This window comes from Carnobacterium sp. GW821-FHT04C06, from assembly GCF_059420345.1.
On record NZ_JBWKTN010000001.1, the window covers coordinates 286,713 to 309,788 of the forward strand.

At 35.5% G+C, this 23,076-nt stretch carries 20 protein-coding genes; 5 read left to right on the forward strand and 15 right to left on the reverse strand.

Translation table 11 applies throughout. The features are described from left to right. Positions 1–2: 2 nt before the first annotated feature. Genes AC07SW_RS01400 through AC07SW_RS01410 form a run of 3 tightly spaced genes read left to right on the forward strand, consistent with a single transcriptional unit; the run spans position 3 to position 2,938 of the window. Positions 3–1,196 (forward strand): quaternary amine ABC transporter ATP-binding protein, encoded by a 1,194-nt coding sequence (locus tag AC07SW_RS01400; RefSeq protein ID WP_034569357.1) that lies wholly within the window; start codon positions 3–5, stop codon positions 1,194–1,196. Then, positions 1,189–2,037, forward strand: coding sequence for an ABC transporter permease (locus tag AC07SW_RS01405; protein WP_034569355.1), 849 nt, complete (start codon positions 1,189–1,191; stop codon positions 2,035–2,037). Before AC07SW_RS01400 ends, AC07SW_RS01405 begins: the two co-directional genes overlap by 8 nt. Positions 2,038–2,050: 13 nt before the next feature. Continuing rightward, complete coding sequence (locus AC07SW_RS01410; RefSeq protein ID WP_119908139.1) at positions 2,051–2,938, forward strand: glycine betaine ABC transporter substrate-binding protein; 888 nt, start codon at positions 2,051–2,053, stop codon at positions 2,936–2,938. A gap of 62 nt (positions 2,939–3,000) precedes the next feature. Here AC07SW_RS01410 and AC07SW_RS01415 read toward each other — a convergent pair whose 3' ends face one another. From AC07SW_RS01415 to AC07SW_RS01440, 6 genes are all read right to left on the reverse strand, one after another. Further along, on the reverse strand, positions 3,001–3,531 hold the full coding sequence (locus AC07SW_RS01415) for a PadR family transcriptional regulator (RefSeq protein ID WP_034569351.1): 531 nt from the start codon (positions 3,529–3,531) through the stop codon (positions 3,001–3,003). Positions 3,532–3,547: 16 nt separating this feature from the next. Further along, the gene (locus AC07SW_RS01420) at positions 3,548–4,396 is read right to left on the reverse strand and encodes a sialate O-acetylesterase (RefSeq protein WP_135023825.1); all 849 of its coding nucleotides are present in this window, start codon (positions 4,394–4,396) and stop codon (positions 3,548–3,550) included. Between the two features lie 183 nt (positions 4,397–4,579). Then, complete coding sequence (locus tag AC07SW_RS01425; protein ID WP_051915624.1) at positions 4,580–5,911, reverse strand: immunoglobulin-like domain-containing protein; 1,332 nt, start codon at positions 5,909–5,911, stop codon at positions 4,580–4,582. A gap of 151 nt (positions 5,912–6,062) precedes the next feature. Further along, positions 6,063–7,745 (reverse strand): ribonuclease J, encoded by a 1,683-nt coding sequence (locus AC07SW_RS01430; protein ID WP_034569347.1) that lies wholly within the window; start codon positions 7,743–7,745, stop codon positions 6,063–6,065. Between the two features lie 36 nt (positions 7,746–7,781). Beyond that, positions 7,782–8,654, reverse strand: coding sequence for a 4-hydroxy-tetrahydrodipicolinate synthase (dapA, locus tag AC07SW_RS01435; protein WP_463684496.1), 873 nt, complete (start codon positions 8,652–8,654; stop codon positions 7,782–7,784). 53 nt (positions 8,655–8,707) lie between these two features. After that, a complete protein-coding gene (locus AC07SW_RS01440) occupies positions 8,708–9,751 on the reverse strand; it encodes an aspartate-semialdehyde dehydrogenase (RefSeq protein WP_034569341.1) in 1,044 nt (347 codons plus the stop codon). Between the two features lie 228 nt (positions 9,752–9,979). Here AC07SW_RS01440 and AC07SW_RS01445 point away from each other — a divergent pair, with 228 nt between their 5' ends. Then, positions 9,980–10,729 carry an alpha/beta hydrolase gene (locus AC07SW_RS01445; RefSeq protein WP_034569339.1) on the forward strand — a complete coding sequence of 250 codons (750 nt, stop codon included), beginning with the start codon at positions 9,980–9,982 and terminating at the stop codon, positions 10,727–10,729. Positions 10,730–10,746: 17 nt separating this feature from the next. Here the strand turns inward: AC07SW_RS01445 and AC07SW_RS01450 are convergent, their stop codons facing one another. Continuing rightward, on the reverse strand, positions 10,747–11,568 hold the full coding sequence (locus AC07SW_RS01450) for a Cof-type HAD-IIB family hydrolase (RefSeq protein ID WP_494632118.1): 822 nt from the start codon (positions 11,566–11,568) through the stop codon (positions 10,747–10,749). Positions 11,569–11,708: 140 nt separating this feature from the next. On the opposite strand from AC07SW_RS01450, the gene AC07SW_RS01455 reads away from it, so the two are divergent. Next, a complete protein-coding gene (locus tag AC07SW_RS01455) occupies positions 11,709–12,701 on the forward strand; it encodes a biotin--[acetyl-CoA-carboxylase] ligase (RefSeq protein ID WP_135023840.1) in 993 nt (330 codons plus the stop codon). A 46-nt stretch (positions 12,702–12,747) separates the two neighbouring features. Here AC07SW_RS01455 and pnp read toward each other — a convergent pair whose 3' ends face one another. From pnp to AC07SW_RS01495, 8 genes are all read right to left on the reverse strand, one after another. Beyond that, positions 12,748–14,880 (reverse strand): polyribonucleotide nucleotidyltransferase, encoded by a 2,133-nt coding sequence (gene pnp / locus AC07SW_RS01460; RefSeq protein ID WP_074402555.1) that lies wholly within the window; start codon positions 14,878–14,880, stop codon positions 12,748–12,750. 225 nt (positions 14,881–15,105) lie between these two features. Further along, the gene (gene rpsO, locus AC07SW_RS01465; protein ID WP_010054155.1) at positions 15,106–15,375 is read right to left on the reverse strand and encodes a 30S ribosomal protein S15; all 270 of its coding nucleotides are present in this window, start codon (positions 15,373–15,375) and stop codon (positions 15,106–15,108) included. 153 nt (positions 15,376–15,528) lie between these two features. Beyond that, entirely contained in the window at positions 15,529–16,056 is a 528-nt protein-coding gene (locus AC07SW_RS01470) for a GNAT family N-acetyltransferase (protein ID WP_119908146.1), read from the reverse strand. 157 nt (positions 16,057–16,213) lie between these two features. Then, complete coding sequence (gene uvrB / locus AC07SW_RS01475; RefSeq protein ID WP_119908147.1) at positions 16,214–18,196, reverse strand: excinuclease ABC subunit UvrB; 1,983 nt, start codon at positions 18,194–18,196, stop codon at positions 16,214–16,216. A gap of 42 nt (positions 18,197–18,238) precedes the next feature. Further along, positions 18,239–19,027 (reverse strand): pyrroline-5-carboxylate reductase, encoded by a 789-nt coding sequence (gene proC, locus AC07SW_RS01480; RefSeq protein ID WP_135023845.1) that lies wholly within the window; start codon positions 19,025–19,027, stop codon positions 18,239–18,241. A gap of 174 nt (positions 19,028–19,201) precedes the next feature. Next, the gene (gene rpsT / locus AC07SW_RS01485) at positions 19,202–19,456 is read right to left on the reverse strand and encodes a 30S ribosomal protein S20 (RefSeq protein ID WP_034569326.1); all 255 of its coding nucleotides are present in this window, start codon (positions 19,454–19,456) and stop codon (positions 19,202–19,204) included. Between the two features lie 180 nt (positions 19,457–19,636). After that, positions 19,637–20,662, reverse strand: a complete 1,026-nt coding sequence (holA, locus tag AC07SW_RS01490; RefSeq protein ID WP_034569324.1) for a DNA polymerase III subunit delta — start codon at positions 20,660–20,662, stop codon at positions 19,637–19,639. A gap of 71 nt (positions 20,663–20,733) precedes the next feature. Further along, positions 20,734–23,067 carry a DNA internalization-related competence protein ComEC/Rec2 gene (locus tag AC07SW_RS01495; protein WP_494632120.1) on the reverse strand — a complete coding sequence of 778 codons (2,334 nt, stop codon included), beginning with the start codon at positions 23,065–23,067 and terminating at the stop codon, positions 20,734–20,736. Between the last annotated feature and the right edge of the window lie 9 nt (positions 23,068–23,076).

The window sequence follows — 23,076 nt, forward strand, 5'->3', positions numbered from 1 at the left end:
TTTTGTCAAAAATTAAAGTTGAACATCTTACCAAAGTATTTGGGAAAAAAAGCGCTAAAGCACTTTCGATGTTAAAAGATGGTCAGTCTAAGAAAGACATCTTAAAAGAAACAGGCGCTACTATCGGGGTTGATAACGTAAGTTTCAACGTTGAAGAAGGCGAGATTTTTGTAATTATGGGATTGTCAGGTAGTGGGAAATCAACCTTGATTCGTCTGCTAAATCGTCTGATTGAACCAACATCTGGCGATATTTATTTAGATGATGTTGATTTAGTCAATATGGATAAAAAGACCTTACGCGAAACTCGTCGTAAAAGTATGAGTATGGTTTTCCAGAATTTCGGCTTGTTTCCAAATCGTACTATTTTAAAAAATACAGAATATGGCTTAGAAATTCAAGATATTGATAAAAGCGAACGCACACAACGTGCCAATGAAGCGTTGGATTTAGTTGGCTTAAATGGCTATGGGGAACAATACCCAGACCAATTATCAGGTGGGATGCAACAACGTGTTGGTCTTGCAAGAGCATTAGCGAATAACCCAGATATTTTATTGATGGATGAAGCCTTCTCTGCCTTAGATCCATTAAACCGAAAAGAAATGCAAAATCAATTGTTAGAATTACAAAGTACTGTTCAAAAAACAATTATTTTTATCACTCATGACTTAAATGAAGCCTTAAGAATCGGCGATCGTATTATGATTATGCGCGATGGTGCTGTTGTTCAAACCGGTACCCCTGAAGATATCTTAACGAGTCCTGAAAACGACTATGTTGAGAAATTTATCGAAGATGTGGATCGCTCTAAAGTCTTTACAGCAAGCAATGTGATGATTCGCCCGTCTACTATTTCAATCGAAAAAGATGGACCTCGTGTTGCCTTAAAACGCATGCGTGAAGAAAGCATCTCAAGTATTTTTGTTGTCAATCGTCATCGTGAGTTAATTGGAATGGTTCATGCTAAAGAAGTCTTAGATTTAATCAATGAAAAGAAATCGTCGCTTGAAGAAATCATTCACCGTGACATCGTAACAACTGAACCAGATACACCTATCGCTGATTTGATGGACACTGTTTCAACTATGGCGGTTCCAATGGCCGTTATTGAAAATAACAAACTTAAAGGAATAATTGTGCGCGGTTCTGTTCTGGCTGCGTTAGCAGGAAATGAGGTACCACAACATGTCTAATATACCAATGATTCCAATCGCTGATTGGATTGATTCACTCGTTGAAAACTTAACAAAATTTGAAGGATTCTTTAATGTAATTTCCGTGATTATCGCAAGCATCGCTAGCGTTTTCCAATGGGTCTTTGATATTTTACCAATTTGGCTGTTTATCGTCCTTGTTGTAGCATGCGTTTACTACGTTAACCGCAACGGAAAAAAATGGGGACTAATTGCCTTTTCATTCTTTGGCTTATTGTTTATTTGGAACTTAGGGTTCTGGCGTGATATGACTCAGACCTTAACGTTAGTCTTAACAAGTAGTTTTGTTGCCTTAGTAATCGGCGTACCTCTTGGTATTTGGATGTCAAAAAGCAGAATTGCTGAAAAAATCATCCGTCCGATTCTTGACTTTATGCAAACAATGCCAGCTTTCGTTTACTTGATTCCTGCTGTTGCCTTCTTTGGTATTGGAATGGTGCCTGGGGTTGTTGCTTCTGTTATTTTTGCAATGCCTCCAACAGTTCGTATGACAAACCTAGGTATTCGTAGTGTCCCAACTGAATTAGATGAAGCTGCAGATTCATTTGGATCAACTGGTTGGCAAAAACTTTTTAAAGTCGAGTTGCCAATCGCAAAATCAACCATTATGGCTGGGATTAACCAAAGTATCATGCTTGCTCTTTCAATGGTTGTTATTGCTTCAATGATTGGAACAATGGGACTTGGAACAAAAGTTTACTTTGCTGTTGGTCGTAATGACGCTGGTAACGGATTTACTGCTGGTTTAGCAATCGTTATTTTAGCTATCATTTTAGACCGTTTGACTCAAGCATTTACAAAAGATAAACGAACTCGCTAAGGAGGAATCAATGATGAAAAAATTAATGACGCTGTTATTAGCTGCCTCCTTTTTGATTCTATTAAGTAGTTGTGCTACTGGTCTTGAACCTTATGATGCAAAAAAACCACTTGGTGAACAAATCAATTACACGATTACAGGAATCGATGCAGGTGGCGGTATTATGTCTGCAACGGATAAAGCGATTGAAGATTACAAATTAACAAATTGGCAATTGCAACCAAGCTCTTCTGCTGCCATGACAAGTACACTTGAAAAAGCAATCAAAGATAAGCGACCAATTGTTGTAACAGGTTGGACGCCTCACTGGATGTTTACTAAATATGATTTAAAATTCTTAAAAGATCCTAAAGAATCTTTCGGTACTGCTGAAAGCATCCATACGATCGTGCGCCAAGGTTTAAAAAAAGATGAACCTTCTGCTTACACGGTGCTAGATCGCTTCCACTGGACGCCAGAAGAGATGTCTGACGTGATGTTAGATGTCAACAATGGGATGGATCCTGAAAAAGCTGCTGAAAAATGGATTAAAGCAAATCCTGATGCAGTCGCTGAATGGACAAAAGGTGTTTCAAAAGTTGACAACCATAAGTTAAAATTAACCTATGTTGCTTGGGATTCTGAAATTGCTTCTACAAATGTGGTCGCTCTAGTCTTAAACCAATTAGGCTATGACACAACGATTCAGGCAATGGAAATTCAACCAATGTGGGCATCTGTTGCAACGGATGCTGCAGATGGTATGGTCGCTGCATGGTTGCCACGTACTTCTGGAGCCTTTTACAAAGATTATAAAGATAAAGTCGATGACTTAGGACCCAATCTTGAAGGGGCGCAACTTGGTTTAGTTGTTCCAACTTATATGGAAAATATCAATTCGATTGAAGATTTAAAAAAATAATAAAAAGCTTGCTGAATTTCAATTAGTTTGAAATTCAGCAAGCTTTTTTGCGTATAATTTAGTCAACTTTCATTTATTTCCTCATTAGTTAACATCTCTTCAAACCATTCTAAATTCACTATATGATGAGACCTAGAATTTTCTAGCATCTTTCTAAAATAGGTTGGCAACTCCTGCTCGGTTTTAAGTGACTGTTCTAATAAATTAATTCTGTTCTTTGTTTCAGTTAGTTGCTCTTTTACAATTTCTTCAAACTTTTCGCTAGGATATTCCTCAACAAATAGCATCGCACCAAAAAATGATAGTTTAACATAATCAGTTTTTGTTCCGTACTTATGCATCAACTTCTCAAACTCTTTCTCGCCTAATTCAGTCATCACATAGTGGTGAGCCTCATGGGTATTTTTCACGGCTATCGGTTCTATCTTATTAATAAGTCCCTTTTCTTCCATTTGTTGCAAATGATAATAAAAAGAGCCTTTAGTATAATTCACGATATATTTATAGTAGCGTAAGTCCATAAGGGCTAAGAGTTCGTAGCCATACGAGCCTGGATTTTGCTTTAATAGACCTAAGATAATTAATGGAATCAAAAAACAGACCCTCCTTTTATTTTCGAAAAAGATTTCCCAACTTCGCTTCAAATTCAGGATAACTAATAGTTCCTAATGCCATCTCCATACTTGCCAAATAAATTTTTTCCCCTTGGGTGTACACTCTTTTGCTTAAATTCCCCAGTCTTTTTTCTTCACCTTCTAGCGGTTCCATTACATGTCGGCTGTTATCAAAGGCCTCGAAGTAACGTAAACCAAAGCGACGTTGTGAAAGAGCGTTGATATGAATTCCATCAGGATTTGCTGTCAGTTCTGCTGCAGTCACAAAGTAACAATATTCCTGTTCAAAAGCAACTTTTTGCAAGGCTTGATCAACAGCATGATGTTTTGTACAACTAATTCCAAAACCACTTTTCCCTAAAAAATCAGGCATACCGCCTATCATTAATGGTAGATTAGCAGCATTAAGCTCTGTTCTAAATGCTTTGATAACATGTAATAACTTTTCATAGTAATCTAGAAAACGCTCTGGAGTGCTATCGCTTTCTCCTTGGTGCCAAAGGATTCCTGTTAGTTGACTATTTTCCATCGCAAATTTTGCTTGGCTAATGGCATGACGAAATAGAATTCCATCTGGATGCCATTCATCTATTATACTGCCGCCTTCAGCGCAAGGAATTAAACCTATTTGATCTTCTTTATTCTTCTCACACCAAGCTTCAGCGAATGAAGCTGCTAGTCCAACTCCAGCAACAGGACGATCATAGTTAATTGGCTCAGTCATCATTTGCCAACGTCCATTACGAAGCATTTGGATTCTTTCATTATAAATAGGTTGTACCTCTTTGATAAATCCTCGTCCAGCCATATTGGATTGTCCCAACATTAAAAATGAGTGTATCATTAGTTAATTCCTTCTTTCAATCATTATATATAGATAGTCTAATTAGACCGTTCCATCTATTATAGTCTAATTAGACTATATAGGTCAAGTTACAAAGAGCAAGGGCTTTAGAGTAGATAAGAGTCTATCCATTCCAAAGCCCTTCATTTTTAAATTGTTTCTGTTTGAGTTTGAGTTCATTTTTTACGCTGAAGCCTCAATTACCCAATCTACACTTCCACTACTATTTTCACATGTTTGAAGGGTAACTCGCTCTCCCCCACCAGTTCCAATCATTCGATCCCAATAATTGACACCATCGGCTATCCCAACTGCGTTTTGTGTGACTTGATAGATACGTTGAATATGGTAGACTGTCGGATGATTTGCAGCATCGGTGACCACAATTGTACTTCCAATTCCTAAATTCCAAATTCCTGAAAAAGCTCCCGGATTATGACCGATAATGTGGGTATTTAATCCATCTGTTCCTGACTGCACGGCAGCACCACCCCAAGTTGATGCATTTCCAGGATTTTCATCGATATAATTTTGCCCACCACTTTGTCCGGCATTCTCATAATGAATCGATTCCCCCATTAAATTCACTGTTTTTGGTTGATACTGTACTTCTTGAGGAACCGGTGATGGTGCTGCTTCGATGTTCTCCTTTTGGTTGACTAGATTTGCTTGATTTGAAGGACGGCTAATAGCTTGATTTTCTTTTGTTTGAGTAATCGTTGCTTGAGGTTCTTTAATTTGAGGAGCTTTATCTTTTACTGTTACTGTTTTAGTAAGAATTGTTTGATTGCCTGATTGATCTTTCACTTCATAATTCACAGGATATTTGCCTGCTTTATTCCAATCAACTTTTCCTGTCTCAGTGACCTTACTAGTTAAATCGCCATCGTAATTATCTTTTGCACTCACTAATGTCATTACGTCTATTGATTCACCTATATTCGTTATTTTATCTTCTGCACTCAAGACTGGAGGGATTTTATCAACTACTTTTATTTCTGTTATTTTATTAATTTTATTTCCGCTTTCGTCATTTGCTGAAATCGTTACATGATTGACACCTATTTTATCTATTTGATAATCAGATATTGTCGATACATTCGTAATATCTCCATCCAAGTTATCTGTAATAGTAATTTTTTTGCCTAGTTGAAAAGGCTGATGAACTTCTACTTCATAAGAATCTTTAGCACTAATTACTGGTGGTGTTTCATCTTTTACAAGAATAGTAACTACCTCTTCATCAATCGTTTTTCCGGATTCTTTCAAAGCAACAGTTACTTTGTAATCACCTATTTTATTCGTATTAACGGTTCCTTTTACAACACTTAATTTTAGATTTTTCTGTGAATGTTCAATTTTTATTTTGTTTAAGTTTAATTTTTGATGGTAAGTGGCTTGGATAGCATTTGAAAGTATTTCAGGATTGGTTAATTCTTTATTTACAATTAAACCTAGACCTCCAACTGAAATTGAACAACTTGTAAGTAAGAGTAAAGCAGTTTGATAAGGCATATCCAACACCTTCCATTCCCATTATTTTTTTATTTAAACAGACCATATTCCCTTTGTTATATAATACCTCTTTTCGTTATTTAATAATAATTTAATGCTCAAAAAAGACAAAAAAAAAACACTAATTCAATTAAATTAGTGTTTTTTTGTCTTATTTTCTTTTTTTATTACGGTAACTTGATTCCATAATAATTGGTAAAATAACTGGTCTACGACGAGTTTTTTCAAATAGATGTTTACTTAGAGCTTCTCTAATCTCTTGTTTCAGACGGCTCCACTCAAATTCTTTACGACTTAAGTTTTCTTCAACAACTGTTCGTACAATTTCATTGCTTTCTTTAATTAAGTCTTCATTAGCTCTTACATATACAAAACCTTTTGTTGTTACATCTGGGCCTGAAATAATCTTGCCTTGTTTACGGCTAATCGTTACAACTGCAACAAAAATACCATCTTCGGATAACAATTTACGATCGCGTAATACGATATTGCCAATGTCGCCAATTCCAATTCCGTCAATCATTGTATTGCCCGCTTCAACTTGTCCAGCCATTCTCATACGTCCATCTTTATATTCCATAACATCGCCTTTACCTGGAATAAAAATGTTTTTATGAGGAATCCCAACTTCATTTGCTAATTCAGCATGAGCTGATAATAAACGGAACTGTCCTTTAACTGGAATGAAATAAGTTGGCTTCATCAAGTTAATCATCAATTGTAAATCTTTTTGTGATCCATGACCTGAAGCTTTTAAATTATCTGAAATTTGTTTTACAGTACCACCCGCGCGGTAAATCATGTCTTCTGTTTTAGCAACAGTCGTTTCCATCGCAGTTGACGTAGTCGTTGTGATATAAATTAAATCGCCTTCTTTAATGTTCACTTGACGATGTCTGCCAAGTGCCATTTTTTGTAAGGATTGAATTGGTTCGCCTAAGTTCCCTGTTTCAAGTACGACAATTTCATTATCTGGATAATTATCGATGTCTTTGACAGGAACGATTAACTCATCACTTGGTAATTCAATTTTATTTAATTTCATTGCTGTTTTAACAATTTCTTCCAAGTCTTTACCGGTAATAAAGACTTTACGTTTTGATTTTTCAGCAGCATTTAAAACTTGCTGAACTCTTAGGATATTACTTGCAACACAGGCTGCAATAATACGACCTTCTGTATTTCTAAAGGTATCTAAAACTTCTCCTGCAATTTTCAAGTCACTTGCGTTTTCGACGGTACTTTCAGCACCTTCGGAATCACTTAGCAAGGCTAAAACATTGTTCTCGCCAATTGAACTGATTTTTGCAAAGTTGGTTTGATACATTGGAATTGCGCTTTGATCAAATTTAAAGTCTCCTGTATAAACGATACTGCCTTCATCTGTTTTAACAGCAATACCGACAGAGTCTGGAATCGTATGAGTTGTTTTAAAGAAACTCACAACTGAATTCCCAAATTCAATCTCTGTATTTTCGTCAATAATATGATAGTCGTCAAAGCCTTTTGAAATATGATCTTTTTCAACAAAGAGTTTTGCTAAGGCAATCGTTAATTCTGTTCCAAAAACAGGGACACTGAATTTTTGTAAGAAATAAGGAAGTGCTCCGATTGCATCGGCATGTCCATGTGTTAAAAAGACACCTACAATACGGTCACTATTTTCTTCCAAATAACTAAAATCAGGAATCACAACGTCAATTCCTAGCAATTCATTTTCAGGGTAGATGAGCCCACAGTCTAAGATGTATATTTCTTCTTCCACTTCAACGATGTATAAATTTTTACCGTTTTCACGAACACCGCCAAGTGCGATTATTTTAATGTCGCTCATTTTTTCACCTCTATTACTTTCTTTTAATTGTTCTTTTTAAATTTCTAATGCATTAAATATAGCTTGCTCTTCTTCCACAGTACAAGGAATTAACGGCAATCTCAGGGAACCTACAGAAATACCCAAATGATTTAAACTTGCTTTAACAGGTGCTGGGGACGAAACGGTAAATAGGCTATTCATTTTAGGAACAAGGTTACGATGAATTCTTGCTGCATCTGCTACTAAACCTTCTTCTAATAAACGATACATCTCTGCCATTTCATTTCCTAAGACATGACTTGCAACCGAAATAATGCCTGTTGCTCCGATACATTTAGCAGGAAACGTTAGATTGTCTTCTCCAGAATAAACTAAGAAATCAACTGGCGCCCCTTCAATAATTTCACTCATAGCATCAAGTCCGGCACATTCCTTTATCCCAATAATTGAATCAAATTGAGCTAATCGAATCGTTGTTTTTGCATCCATTGAAATTCCAGTTCGACCCGGAACGTTGTACATCATAATTGGCAAGTCACTTGCATTCGCAACGGCTTTGAAATGTTCATATAACCCTGCTTGACTTGGTTTGTTATAAAATGGAACCACTACTAAAGCAGCAGCAATGCCTTTTATTTTTGACACTTCTTTGGTAAATGCAACGGTTTCTGCTGTATTATTCGAGCCCGTTCCAGCAATGATTGGCACGCGTCCTGCCACAAATTCAACTGTTTTTTGATAAAGTGTCAATTTTTCATCATGAGTTAACGTAGGAGATTCTCCTGTAGTGCCACCAACGACTAAACCTTGGGTACCATTAGCTAAAAGATAGTCTATCAAAGCTTTTGTCTTTTCATAGTCAATGTCTCCTCTATCGTCAAATGGAGTTACCATTGCTGTCATTATGTTCGCCGTTTTGATTTCCAAAATCAATCATCCTTTCTTTCCGTTAACGAGTTCCCTTTTCTTACATCCTTAATTTAAATTTTAACTAAATCAAGTTTGTGTAAACTTTCAGCGATTTGAATTGAATTCCAAGCAGCACCTTTTAGTAAGTTATCTGATACAACCCACATATGGAAGCCTTTGTCTTCATCTAAATCTTTACGAATTCTGCCTACAAATGTCTCTTTTTTACCAACAGCTGTTAATGGCGTTGGATAAGTTTGCGTGTCTGGATCATCTTGTAAAACCACACCAGGAGCAATCATTAATTCTTGTTGAATCCCAAAGACTGTCGCTAATTCATCCTCTACTTCAAAATAAATCGATTCAGAATGTCCTGAAACAACAGGAATACGAACACAAGTGGCAGCAACTTTAATCGTTTCGTCTGCCATAATTTTTTTCGTTTCATTCATCATTTTCCACTCTTCATAGGTATAACCCGCATCACTAAACACATCAATTTGAGGCAATGCATTAAACGCGATTGGAAAATGTTTTTGATCGCCACTACAAGGTAAAATATTAGCTTCATAGCCTTCTTTATTTAACATGTGTTGCGCTTGGTCTTCCATTTCTTTGATAGCTGAAATTCCTGCTCCACTGACAGCTTGATAAGTAGAGACAATAATTCTTTTTAAACCGTATTTTTTGCGAATAGGTTCTAACGCTACCATCATTTGAATCGTTGAACAATTTGGATTTGCTATAATTCCTTGATGGGTTCTTAACGCTTCTTCATTCACTTCTGGCACAACTAGAGGCACATTTAAATCCATTCGATAAGCACTTGTATTATCAATCACTACTGCTCCACGCTTCACTGCTTCTGGGGCAAATTGTTTTGAGATGCCTCCACCTGCACTAAATAAAGCAATATCAATGCCTTCAAAAGAGTCCGGTGTTGTTTCTTCGATTACTAATTCCATTCCTTTAAAGTTCTTTACTTTTCCAGCAGATCTTTTTGATGCTAGTAATGTTACACTTTCAATTGGAAAAGTTGCTTCTTCTAACATTTCCATCATTTTTGAACCAACGGCTCCAGTTGCACCTACAATCGCAATATGATATCCACTCATACAGACAACTCCCTATTTTTTTGTTTATAGTTTATACATGACTTTTAAAACGTTCTTACTTTTGTCGTTTCTCATTCAAGGAATTAAAACTTGAATCAGACAAATGTAACCACCTCATATTTTACCATAAATGCGCCTTAAATCATACCTAACTTACCTTTTTGTGTTAAAATACAAACAGCTTAATTTAATTTTAAGAATTAATTTTAAAAAGGATGGGAATTTATCATGAAGCGTACAACAAAAATTGGACTAGTTAGCATACTTGTCTTGATTACTCTAACGTTAGGAGGTCTTTTAACACTAAATCTACTAACATACTCCCCTAGCCCACAAGCAGAATCTGCTCTAAAAAGTGATGCTACTGTGAATGTGAAAACAACTTCTAATGCGACTGTTTTTACACCCACTAAACACAAACAAAAAATCAGTGTTTTATTTTATCAAGGTGCTTTAGTAAAAGAAGACAGTTATAGTATTTGGGCTAAAAAACTTGCTGTTGAAGGAGGTTATACTGTTTATCTCATTCACCAACCGTTTCATTTAGCCGTTTTAAAAAGTGAAATTGCTACTGACATTATTCAAGAAAATAGTATTAAAGAGTACGTTATTGGCGGTCATTCACTAGGAGGCGTTATGGCGAGCCGTTTTGCAGAAAGCCACCCTTCAACCAACCTAAAAGGTGTTTTCTTTTTAGCCAGTTATCCTGATGAAAAAGGGTCGCTAGCAAAAACAACTTTACCCGTTCTTTCAATTACCGCAGATCATGACGGTGTCTTGAATTGGGATCGTTATAAAGAGGCAAAAAAAGACTTACCTCCCACAACGACATATCAGACAATCACAGGAGGAAATCACGCTGGCTTTGGCAGCTATGGACCACAAAAAGGAGATACTTCAGCTTTGATCTCCAACAATGAACAGCAAACGATGATCTCAGATTTACTACTTGACTGGCTAGATACAATTACTAAGTAATCCGAAAAACAGGTGACTCAGTCACCTGTTTTTTTTAGAATCAACTCATGGATAGCATAAGCAACTCCATCTTCATCATTTGATTTCGTAATAAAGGTCGCTAGTGCTTTCATTTCTTCTGTGCCATTTTCCATTACGACTGCATGTCCGGCATACTCTAGCATACTCCGATCATTTTCCGCATCTCCAATCGCCATCACTTCATCTACTTGCAATTGCAACGATTCCGCAAGGCTTTGTAGTGCCTTTCCCTTACTGGCTTGTTTATTTAAAAATTCAAAGTTATAAGGTACGCTTCTAACCATATAAAAGTCATCCTTAAACGAAGCTGGAAGTTCTTGAATCAATGTATCAATTTCTGTTGGATTTCCTAAAAACATTCCTTTTGTCACTAAGGTATCTGGCGTTAATTTATCCACATCAAGATACGTTAAATGCGTATGTAGCAATTTAGCATCATCTACTACAAGCTGAGATGGAGTAAGAACTGTGTGGTACATTTCCAACTCATCAAAAAAAGTTAATTGGGCTTTTTGATTGTTCGAAAATTGATAAATGCGCTTCACTTGATCAACTGTTAGAGTTAAGTGATTCAACACTTTTTTTGATTGGGTTTCTTGTACTAAAGCACCGTTTTGTGTAATGGCTATTGTTGTTGAATCGAGTAAATCTAATTTTTCTAAATACGGAGCAATCCCCACAAGCGGTCTGCCTGTACATAATACAATTGTAACTCCACTGTTTTTTGCTAATTGGATTGCCTCACAAACATTTTGAGTTAAGCGATGGTCACTCGTTAAAAGTGTTCCATCAATATCAATAGCTACTAATTTGATCATTTTAAATATCCACCTTTTGATTGTTTACTCTTAGCATACCATAAAATCAACTTATTTAATTCTTGAAATGATTGCATTTATGTAGTTAGAATGCTATTTTAAAAGTAATCAATTTTCAGTTATTAAGAAAGGATGTTTAAATGTCCACGACAAAAGAAAAAGTACTTAGTTTTATTCAAAAAGCGTATCCAAATCCAATTTCTGGTCAATTAATTAGTTCAGAATTAGCGATTTCTAGAACAGCTGTCTGGAAAGCAATTCAGCGATTAAAGGAAGAAGGGTATGAAATTGACTCGATTGGTAGAAGCGGGTATCAATTTAAAGAGCCTCCGATTAGTAAAGCATTACTTCAAGAGCAATTAACAACTTCCCTCATTGGAAAAGAACTTTTAGTTTTCCCTACCATTTCTTCTACAAATACTAAAGCTAAAGAATTGGCAGATCAAAATTTAATTGGGGATGGCGCTGTTTTGATTTCAGAAGAACAAACGGCTGCCAGAGGACGCATTGGTCGGACATGGAATTCACTTAAAGGAAAGACTATCTCTCTTTCCATCGTTTTAAAACCAGATCTTCAACCAGCAAAAGCTAGCTTACTCACTCAGTTAATGGCAGCAGCTTTTATCAATTCATTGCCTGAAAGCTACTCAGTAAAAGTGAAATGGCCAAATGATATTGTGGTGAACGGCAAAAAGCTCTGTGGCATTTTAACAGAAATGAGCTCTGAATTAACAAAAATTCATTATGTGGTTGTTGGCATTGGAATCAATACCAATTTATTAGTCGAAGATTTTCCAGAAGATATTTCAAGCAAAGCTACATCTTTAGCTATTTTACAAAATCAAAAAGTAGAACCGAATCATTTGATTTCTCAATTTTTAAAAGAATTTGAAACCTTATATTTAAATTTTATTGAATCAGAAGATCCAACGCCTTTTTTAGATAGTTGTCGTAAGGCTTCTGCTGTTATCGGGCAAGATATTTATCTTTTAAAAGGAAACGAGCGGCAATTAGCCCATGCTGTTGAAATTGATGATGAGGGACAGCTGTTGGTTCAATTAGCTGGGGAAACTGACTTAACTCCTGTTTTTGCTGGGGAAATTTCAATTAGAGGCTTAGATAGGTATATTTAAAAATAGTAAAAAGCACTGAATTAAAAATTCAGTGCTTTTTTATTAACTATTTTGTTTCTTTATCTGTTGTTTCTTCTTCGTCTTTTTTAAGCAAGGCTTTACGAGAAAGGTTGATACGTCCTTGGTTATCGATTTCAGTAACTTTAACCATTACTTCATCATTTAATGCAAGAATGTCTTCTACTTTTCCAACTCGCTCATTTGCAAGTTCAGAAATATGAACTAAGCCATCTTTTCCTTTAATAATTTCTACAAAAGCACCGAATTTTTCAATACGTTTTACTTTACCATTGAAAATTTCGCCAATTTTAATTTCTCTTGTTAAATCTTCAATAATTGTTTTCGCTTTTTGAATCATAGCGGCATCCGTTGAAGCGATGCTGACATTTCCTTCTTGATCAATATCGATTTTAACGCCAGTTTCTTCAATGATTGCATTGATTTGATCGCCACCACGACCAATAACCACTTTAATTTTTTCTGGTTTAATTTTAATCATTTCAATCTTAGGAGCATATTCGCTAAGCTCTAAGCGTGGTGCAGAAATTGTAGAAGTTAATTCATCTAAAATTTCTAAACGTGCTTTTTTAGCTTGTGTTAAAGCTTCTTCTAAAATTTGTTGAGTAATTCCGTCAATCTTAATATCCATTTGAAGAGCTGTAATTCCAGCAGTCGTTCCAGCAACTTTAAAGTCCATGTCGCCTAAATGATCTTCCAATCCTTGAATATCCGTTAACACTGTATAGTTTTCGCCATCTTTAACAAGTCCCATTGCAATCCCTGCAACTGGTGCCTTAATTGGAACACCTGCATCCATTAATGCTAACGTCCCAGCACAGATACTTGCTTGAGAAGAAGAACCATTTGATTCTAATACTTCAGCAACCAAACGAATAGTGTAAGGGAAGTCCTCTTCACTTGGAATTACTTGAGACAAAGCACGTTCGCCTAAAGCACCATGACCGATTTCACGACGACCAGGACCACGACTTGGCCCTGTACTCCCTACTGAATATTGAGGGAAGTTATAATGATGGATGAAACGTTTGCTCTCTTCAATTCCTAAGCCATCAATAATTTGATGTTCTCCAAGAGGTGCTAATGTTGCAATGGATAAAGCTTGTGTTTGTCCACGAGTAAACAATCCAGAACCATGAGTACGCGGCAACATGCCTACTTCAGAAGCTAAGTGACGAATCTCATCAATTTTACGGCCATCTGGACGAACTTTATCAACTGTGATTAAACGACGTACTTCATTTTTTTCTAAATCTTCCACAATTTGTTTCACTTCTTTAAAAATACGGGCCGCTTCTTCATCTGCAGCATATTTTTCTTCAAAGTGAGCAATCGCTTCTTCTTTTACAGCTTCAATATTTTCTTCACGAGCTAATTTTTCTTCTGTTTGAATAGCGTCAATCATTTTTTGTTTAAAGGCTGCATTTACTTCTGCATCTAGCGCTGCATCAATTTGTAACAATGCTATTTCCATTTTTTCTTTGCCCACTGCTTGAGCAATTTCTTCTTGGAAAGCAACTAATTCTTTAATGGCGTTATGACCAAAAAGTAAAGCGCCTAACATGTCTTCTTCTGAAACTTCTTTAGCGCCACTTTCAACCATGTTGATAGCGTCTTTTGTTCCTGCAACGGTTAAATGAATATCTGATAATTCATTTTGTTCAACTGTTGGGTTAATCACATACTCCCCATTAATACGACCAACATCAACACCTGCAATTGGGCCATTAAATGGGATATCTGATATACAAAGTGCTAATGAAGAACCAAACATTGCAGCGAATTCTGGTGAGCAGTCTTGTTCTACTGACATTACTGTATTCGTAATTTGAACTTCATTACGGAAGCCTTCTGCAAACATTGGACGAATTGGGCGGTCAATCAAACGAGCAGTCAAAGTTGCTCTTTCACTTGGACGTGCTTCACGTTTAATAAATCCTCCTGGAATTTTACCAACTGCATACATTTTTTCATCATAATTCACTGTTAATGGGAAAAAGTCAACATCTTTTGCTTTTTTACTAGCTACTGCGGCCGTTAATACGGCAGTATCTCCATAACGGATTAAAGCAGCTCCATTTGCTTGTTTTGCTAATTGGCCCACTTCTACCTTTAACGTGCGGCCTGCCCACTCTTTTGTAAAAATTTGTTTTTCTGTCATATTTTACAGTTCTCCTTTGTTGTTCAAAGTCGAAAATCTTATTATCAAATAGATACACACAAGCTACTAAACAAATGTGAACACCTAATTTAGTTTAGATACTCGCATTTGCATAGTAGGATACCTTTTTTTTAGACAATCGATTTCTTCTTTGACAAGTTGATTTGATTCCAAACAAAATGAAGCGAGATTCGTATGAACCTCGCTCCAAAAGATACACGAAAATTAACGACGTAAGCCTAGGCTTTGAATTAATTCACGGTAACGAGCTACATCTTTGTTACGTAGGTATGCAAGCAAGTTACGACGGTGACCAATTTTTTTCATTAATCCACGGTATGAATGATGATCTTTTTTGTGAACACGTGCATGCTCATTTAAGTGATTGATTTCTGCAGTTAATACAGCAATTTGTACTTCTGGAGAACCAGTATCTCCTTCGTGAGTTGCATATTGTTTCATGATTACGTTTTTGTCTTCTTTAGAAATTGCCATTTCTAAACACCTCTTCCTATTAGATTTGCCACTTACTGAGTAATCCGTTGGTGACTCGAGAAACCAAGTAAGGGTCATGTGTTATACACAATCTAAACTTTACACGATTTCACTAGAAATTGCAAGAGATTTCAAGTTACTTTTTGCTTCTTTTTAAAGGATTGAAATCCAATATCTTTGCACTATATTTCCGTCATTTTCAACAAATTCATTCTCCATCTGACCACCATTATGCTGAATCGTTTTTCTTGAGCCTTCATTTTCTTTATCACAAGTGATTAAAATTTTTTTAAGGCCTAGTTTCTGACATTCTTCTAGGCTCAGATTCAATAAACGAGTCGCATGCCCTTTTCTTCTCATGCTAGGTTTAATGCCATACCCAATATGTCCACCTGTTCGAAGCAACTCCTCAGTTAGACAATGGCGAATATTTACAACTCCAATAACTTCATTTTCAGGACTGCAATACCAAAAAGTTGACGCAGGCACCCAGTTTTCCGGAATATTTTCACCCCGTACTTCTTCTTCAAAAAGGCTGATCATTTCTTTGAAATGAGTCGGATCTCTTTCAATAACCCAAGGAACCCTTTTTTCTTTTGATTGTTTCCAATCGTTTAAAAAAAAACAATAACTCGATTCTAATTCTTCGATTGGTTTCGTTAAGTAATAGTTTTCTTTCATACCAGACAACTCCCTTAGTTTAGTACTAAATTATCCTAACGTTACAATAGAGAAAAATAAAAATCAAGTTTGAAATTTACAAGTTGTAGCTTAAAAAAACTAGTCTAGTAATAAAAAAGAGCAGAACTAGAAGTAAAATTCTAATTCCGCTCTGCTATTATTTTGCTTTTAATTCAAGAACAATATCTCTTAGATTTGCAGCTTTTTCAAAATCCAATTCTTTTGCTGCAGCTCGCATTTCCATCTCCATTTTAGTAATCAACTCTTTACGTTCAGCTTGAGTCAATTTATCTACCATTGAAGCGGCAATATCGTAATCTTCTGGATCATCAACCGCTTTCGTAATTGAAATCAAATCGCGAATCTCTTTAATAATCGTTTGAGGCTCAATACCATGCTCTTTATTGTAGGCTATTTGAGTAGCGCGACGTCTTTCCGTTTCACCAATCGCGCCTTTCATTGATTCCGTCATATTGTCTGCATACATAATAACTTTTCCGTTTGAATTCCGTGCTGCTCGGCCAATTGTTTGCACAAGTGAACGTTCGCTTCGTAAAAACCCTTCTTTATCAGCATCTAATATCGCTACTAATGAAACTTCAGGGACATCGATTCCTTCACGTAATAAGTTGATTCCAATCAATACATCAAATTCACCTAAGCGCAAATCACGAATAATTTCAGTTCGTTCAAGTGTTTTAATATCACTATGCAGATATTTTACTTTGATTCCTACTTCTTTTAAATAATTTGTTAAATCTTCTGACATTTTTTTAGTTAATGTCGTGATAAATACACGTTCGTTCCGTTCACTACGCTCATTGATTTCACCAATCAAATCATCAATTTGTCCAATAATTGGACGCACTTCAATCACTGGATCAAGGAGTCCAGTTGGGCGAATAATTTGCTGAACGACCTCTGGTGTGTGCTCAAGTTCGTAAGGCCCTGGTGTCGCTGAAATATACATAATTTGATTGACATGTTCTTCAAACTCTTCTAATCTCAATGGGCGGTTATCTAATGCACTTGGCAAGCGAAAACCATAATCAATCAAGCGCTGTTTTCTCGCTTGGTCACCATTAAACATTCCTCTAATTTGCGACATCGTGATATGAGATTCATCAATAACAATTAAAAAGTCATCTGGGAAGAAATCGATTAAAGTATAGGGTGGTTCTCCTTTTTCACGGCCGTCCATATGTCGAGAGTAGTTTTCAATTCCTGAACAATAGCCCATTTCCAACATCATTTCAATGTCATATTTTGTTCGTTGTTCTAAGCGCTGAGCCTCTACTAGCAAATCTTGACTTCTTAATTCGGCTAAGCGTTCTTCTAACTCTGCTTGTATTTTTGCAACAGCCTCTCGTGTTTGATCTTCATTTTTAATAAAATGAGTTGCTGGAAAAACAGGAACGTGTTCAATATCCGCTTTTACTTCTCCCGTTAACACATCTACTTCGCGAATCCGTTCAATTTCATCGCCAAAAAATTCAACCCGAATGGCTTCGCTGTCTCTTGAAGCCAAAAATATTTCGACAACATCGCCGCGCACTCTGAATCTCCCACGCTGAAAGTCTATATCATTTCGTTCAAACTGCATTTCTACTAAACGGCGTAACAATTCATTACGGTCCATTTCAGCACCTTGTCTTAGTGAAAGAACATGCTCTTTGTAATCAACAGGGTTTACTAGTCCGTAAATACAAGAAACCGAAGCCACCACAATAACGTCTCGTCGTTCTAATAAAGCGCTCGTTGCTGAGTGACGTAATTTATCGATTTCATCGTTTACACTTGATTCTTTTTCAATGTAAGTGTCGCTTGAAGGTACATACGCTTCTGGTTGATAATAATCATAATAACTGACAAAATATTCAACTGCATTATTTGGGAAAAATTCTTTAAATTCTCCATATAATTGACCCGCTAATGTTTTATTATGCGCAATTACCAACGTAGGCTTGTTTACTTCTTGAATCACATTGGATACAGTAAATGTTTTTCCTGTTCCTGTTGCCCCTAGTAAAGTCTGCTCTTTTTTTCCAGCGTTTATTCCTTCTGTCAACAATCGAATCGCTTCTGGCTGGTCCCCACTAGGTTTGTATTTTGAAACTAATTCAAATGTATCTTTTGGCATTAAAATGAACCTCCTTTTATCAATAAATGGTTCTATTTTGGTTTAATGTTTATGATTTGTTGAAGCATTGATTGCTTTAATAACAGCATTTCTAAAACCATATTCTTCTAAAGTCACGACTCCTTGAATCGTTGTTCCACCTGGCGAACAAACATCGTCTTTAATTGCTCCAGGATGTTTTCCAGATAGCAACGCCATTTTTGCGGTTCCAATTAATGATTGTTCCGCTAGCAAATAGGCTTCCTCTCTAGAAAGACCATTCAACACACCCGCATCAGCTAAAGCTTCAATAAAAATGGCAATAAAGGCTGGCGAACAACCAGACAATGTACTAGCACTATTAATTTTAGTTTCTGCTAACACGACCGTTTCTCCAACTGACTGAAATAAACCATTTACTAATTCACATTCCGTCTCTGTTAGATTTTCTCCAAATGTAATAGCTGTCATCCCTGCTTTGATAGACACTGGTGTATTAGGAATTGCTCGTACAATTTTCTTATCACTACCCAAAATATCTTGGTATTCTTTTAATTCCATTGAGGCCGCTAAGCTAATAATCAAGGTTTCTTTAGAAATGGCATCTTTGATTTCAGTTAAAACTGATGGCATTATTTTAGGGGTCACCGCTAAAATAACCATATCGGAATGAGCAACCTCTACATTAGTCTGTCCCAACACAAAATGCAGTTCTTCTTGTAACGCTTTTGCAGTTCCGCTTTTTCCTCCACTCACAATGATTTCTTCAGGTAAAATATAGTTCGTTGCTAATAATCCTTTTAATAGTGCTCCGCCCATTTGACCAGCACCAATCAGTCCAATTTTTTTCATAAACGTACCTTCTTTCATTATCGGTTATCTATTCCTATATTTTAACACAGAACGTTTGTTCCGTAAATAAAGACTGCCTATTCTTTTAAAATGAAAAAAACACCACTCATAAATGAATGGTGTTCTCAAAAAATAAAGCGCCCATCTTATAAAGAATGAGCGTTCCAAGTCTAATTATTTAGCTAATTTAGCAGTTAAACGAGATTTGTCACGGTTAGCTTTATTTTTATGAATCAATCCTTTTGTAGCAGCCATGTCTACAGATTTGATTGCTTCGTTGTATAATGTTGTTACGTTTTCAGAACCAGCTTCTACAGCTTGTTCGAATTTTTTAATAGCAGTACGCATAGCGCTTTTTTGAGCACTATTTTGTACAGCAGATTTTTCGCTTGTACGTACACGCTTGATTGCAGATTCGATATTTGGCATTTGATTCACCCCACTTTCAATTATTTATAACTAAAACAGATTCTATTTCAGTTATCTCCAACATGAACTATTATACATAATGCAGAGCGTCATTGCAATATAAAGTGTAAAGTTTTTTTACTTGATAGCTATAAAATTTTATCCTCTTTAAGTTCTTAAAAAAAATAAAGACTATCTGACTTATTTTAATGCTGAAAATTGTAAGACAAACAACTCAAATTGCATTTCTTTATCGCCTTTTCCTGTTTTTAAACGATACTCCGTTTCAATCAGTCCATGAAATGCATCCTTTAATACTTTTTCTTCAAATTTCCTGGCCTGTTGAATCGCCAATTTTACTCTATAAGGGTGCACTTTTAAAGCACTTGCAATATCCCCTTGCTGATAGCCTTTTTTTTCTAAAATTTTAACTTGAACTAATAAACGAAATTGGGTCATTAAAATTGCGTTAATTTTGATGGGATCTTCTTTTTGCAATAACAAATCTTGATACAAACTTAATGCATCCGAAACTCTCTTTTTTAACACATACTCAACTAATGCGAAAATATTTTGTTCCAATGATTTTGGCACTAAATCATTTACTGCTTGTTTCGTAATAGTTTGGCTGTCTCCTGCATATAAAAATAATTTAGGTAGTTCGCCCATTGCCAATGAGAGTTTAGCATCTGTCAGTTGAATAAATAATTCAAAGGCTTCTGGGCTAATTTGAAAACCTTCATTGTCAATCGTCTCTTTTAAAAAAGAACGGGTTTCTTTTTCGGAAAGTGCTTTAACATCAATTGTTGTTGCAACTTTTTTTACAAGTTTTGTTATTTTTTTTCGTTCATCTAACTTTTCATATGGAGCAAAAAAAGCAAGAACTGTAAATTCAGGTGGATTTTTCAAATAGTTTTCCAACCAGACCAAATCGTGTTCTAATTTTTGCTTAGTTTTTTCAGCTGTTAAAAAAGTGGGTCTGTCAATAATCACCAATCGTTTATCGCCAAAAAATGGCACTGATTCAGCATCATCTAATGCTACGCCGACTAAAACTTCTTCCATATCATAATTTCCAAAATTCAAATCCATCTCATCTGGTTTTAATACCGCATCAATAAGTGTTTGTTTAGCAGAATCTGTTAAATAAGATTCTGTTCCTAAAAACAGATACACTGAAGCTAATTTGCCTTGTTTTAGTTTTGCAATTTCACTTGCATAGTTCACACTTATTCACCACTTTCTTATCCTACACTTATGTTACAAATCCTCTTTGCCAATTGCAAGTTAAATTTTATTTATTTTAACATCGTTTCGAATAGATGCGTGCCAACTGTTTCACCTTTAGAGTCGAACTGATAATAAATGGCACCACTTTTATCTGTACGATAAATGTTGACTCCATATTTAGTTAGTCGCTGTAAGACTTCTGGTCTAGGATGCTTGAATCGATTTCTTTCTCCGCAAGAAATTAAACCATACTTGGGTTCTAACTGTTTCAAAAAGGGTTCGTGACTCGACGTATTACTCCCATGATGTCCCACTTTCAACACATCCACTTTTAATGTAGGATACATAGCAATTAATTGTTCTTCACCTTCTTTTTCCAAATCACCTGTAAATAACCAATGGAATTCTCCAATTTTTCCATATGCCACTATCGAATCATTATTTTCACCTTTTCCTTTTTCAAATGGATACAATACTTTTAAATAAGTATTATTTGTTTGAAATAAAACATCTCCTTTTAAAACTTCTGTCACTTTAATTTCTTTTTGTACAAATTGATTGACTATTTCTTTAAAAGACTTTTTAGCCGTTCCTCCTTTTGGAAAAACCAGTTCTTGTATTTTAATTTCTTTAGATAAATCAAGTAATGCTCCCATATGGTCTGTATCGCTGTGTGTAATAACTACTTTATCTAAGTTTGAAATACCTTCTGCTTTTAAAGTTGGAATCAGAATTTTTTCAGCTATTCTGTGATTTGGATCTATTTTTTGTTTCCATTTTTCTTGTTTAAAATGGAAGGCTCCACCTGTATCAATCAAATAGTTTCCTTTATTAAATGGTTGCTTAATTAATAAAGCATCTCCTTGCCCGACATCAATCATTACCACTTTTCCAGATGGCTGAAGAATGGGTTGAAAGCTTAGCAAAGTAAAACTACATAATAAAATAAAACTTGTAGTTCCCTTCCATTTTTGACTCTCCCAAGCTAAGAATGTGACTAATAAACTGATAAAAAGGACGAAAAGTAAATAAAAAGAAGGAACCCCGGTTACAATTGAATAAAAAGAACGAAAACTAATTGCATCAATAAGCCATTCAAATAACATTAAAATAAATTGGACAACTTTAATAAAATTCATATAGAGTAAAGTATTCCCTATCGTGAGTAATCCCATCAACAAAATAACTAAAAGAGGAATTAATCCATGGACAACAAGTGGAACAACTATTATATTTGCCACAATACTTATCCAAGAAAATTCGTGAAAATAACAAACTAAAATAGGAATAGAAACAAGCATTGCGACCAAAGAGATCCAGACTGACTCAATTATTGAATCCTGTTTCTTTTTAAACAAATTTTGGCTCAATAGAATCATTACAAAACTAAGCAAGTAACTTAATTGAAAGCCTAATGTCACTATTAGACTAGGATTAAGCCAAATTGCAATAATTAACACCACACTCCAAGAATCTAATGAAGACCATTTTAACATCAATTTTTCAGCAATCAATGAAATTAATAACATAAAAATAGCTCTAAAAACACTTACCGTCCAACCCGCAAAATAGCCATAAATTGGAAAGATAAAAATCAAAAAATAGCCTGTCGTCTCTACGGTAAAACCAATTCGCAACAAAAAATACTTCACACGATTCAACAGAAATTGCAAATGAACACCTGAAATGCTTAACAGATGAACTATACCTAGCGCCTTCAAATTTTTCACTAAATCATCGGACAAATCATTCCTTTCAGAAAATAGAAGTGCTTTTAAATAACTGGCTACCTTTATAGGAAGTTTCTGATCTATTATGTGAAATAACTTCTTTCGATAACTAAATGAGCCTAAGCTCTTTCGTTGTAACTGAGTCTCTTTTTGAGTGCTTATTTGTAAAATCCAATGACAGTTTTCTTGAGATAGATACTGACGATAGTTAAATTGTCCATAATTCCGATTGTTTTCAGGAAGAATCAGTTCACCAATAATCACTAGCTTTAATGGGTAATCAATACGCTGCCAATAAAGTTGTTCTGCTTCATTTTTCAAACGATAAAAAGCGATTACTTTTTCCGTTTGCTTAGTTTGATTACAAGTTGCTTTCCCGTAGAATTGGACTTGGTCTCCATTGATACGAATCGAATCGGGCAACACGGTTACTTGAAAATGCTGTTCTTTTCCTGAAAAATTTGTCTGATTTACTCCTTCATATAAATAAAAAAAAGCGATTGTTAACATACCTATCACGCAAGATGTTAAAAAAAGCCTATTTTTTTTTAAGCAGTACAGACGGATTAAGAAAAAAGAACAGATTACTAAACTGAGCCAATTAAACTTTGTCACTAAGACAACTTCAATTAACAACGAGAAAATAGCGATAAAACACAGATATCCTCTCATCAAGAACTA